The organism is Bartonella sp. AP150HLJHH (assembly GCF_042196385.1).
Classification (GTDB): Bacteria; Pseudomonadota; Alphaproteobacteria; order Rhizobiales; family Rhizobiaceae; genus Bartonella.
Genome location: NZ_JBHIQC010000090.1, coordinates 1 through 1,425 on the forward strand (window position 1 = coordinate 1; position 1,425 = coordinate 1,425).

Below are 1,425 nucleotides of genomic sequence, written 5' to 3' on the forward strand. Positions count from 1 at the left end.
ACGGCTTTTACAATCAGATCTCATTAAACCAGAGGATATGGAATATAAGTTCCGTCATGATATTCATGCCAATGAGATTGTTTTACTGGCTTATTACATAGCAGCCATTAACATTGAATCGACTTATCATAGTTTGATGAAAGGTGAGTATATTCCTTTCAAGCATATTGGTTTGGCTGATACGTTTCGGATGCTTGAAGAGAAGAACCTGCTACAGGAATTGTTTAAAAAAAATAGTGAATATTTGGAACTTCAGAAAAATCTGGATATCCAAGTTATCTTTGGTAACCCTCCTTATTCTTCTGGTCAAAGAAGTGAGAATGATAATAATGCAAATGTAGAATATGAAATACTTGATAGAAGTATCCAAAATACGTATGCACTTAAATCTCAAGCAACATTAAAAAGAAATCTCTATGATAGCTATATTAGAGCGATTAGGTGGGCAAGTAATCGCTTAAGTTCCCAAGGTGGTATTGTAGCTTATATTTCTGGAAATGGATGGGTAGATAAAGCATTTGCTGATGGCATGCGAAAATGCTTACGAAATGAATATTCTTCTATTTATATTATTAATCTTCGTGGTGATATTCGAAAAAATATAAAATCAAAAGAGCTATCAAAGGAAGGAGGCAATGTTTTTGGTTCTGGAAGCCAAAATGGAATAGCTGTAACGATTTTTGTGCGCAATCCCAATAAAAAACAACCGTGTGAAATTTACTATCACGACATTGGTGATAATCTTTCTACAGACCATGATACGTCGATTCAATGTTAATGGCAGCTATGTAATAGGCGAGCAAGACAATCTCATTGGCATGGATATCATGACGGAATTTATATTCCATATCCTCTGGTTTGATGAGATTGGATTGTAAAAGCCTTGTGATAAAGGTTCCAGTTCCCGTGAAAGGATCGAGGATAGAGACACCACGTGATCCTAAGCTTTTTCCAAATTCATTGCGTAAAACATCATCAACAGAATGAATGATAAAATCAACAACCTCAACAGGCGTATAAACAATCCCAAGCCTATCTGTGGTTTTCTTAAATGCCTTGGCAAAAAAACTTTCATAAAGCGTAATAATAAGATTTTGCCTTGCTTGTGGTGAGGTAATCCCAGAAGCACGAAGCCTTACACTGTTATAAAACTCTTGTAATTCCTCGGATTCTTCCTCGATATTGGTTTTATCCAATTCTTTTAAGATTTTTTCCATGGCTTGCGAAATAGCATTGTTTTGCACAAATTCATTGCCCTCAAACAAGGCTTCAAACACGGGACGCGTGACAAGATGTTGTGCTAACATCTCAATGGCTTCCTCTTGTTTTATTTCACTGTTTAAATTGTTCTTTAATTCCTTATGAAAGGCATCAAACGCATGAAAGGCTTCACTGTTTTCATCAGCAAGCAGGTTTTGGAGATGC

General features: G+C 35.9%; 1 protein-coding gene and 1 pseudogene. One reads left to right on the forward strand and one right to left on the reverse strand.

What is annotated here, in order from left to right:
• Positions 1 to 778 (forward strand): Eco57I restriction-modification methylase domain-containing protein (locus ACFING_RS09770; RefSeq protein ID WP_375630766.1); only part of this gene is annotated, 778 nt, incomplete at its 5' end.
• Here ACFING_RS09770 and ACFING_RS09775 read toward each other — a convergent pair.
• Positions 750 to 1,425 (reverse strand): annotated as a pseudogene (locus ACFING_RS09775) (N-6 DNA methylase); the annotation flags it as partial. The gene ACFING_RS09770 and the pseudogene ACFING_RS09775 overlap by 29 nt on opposite strands.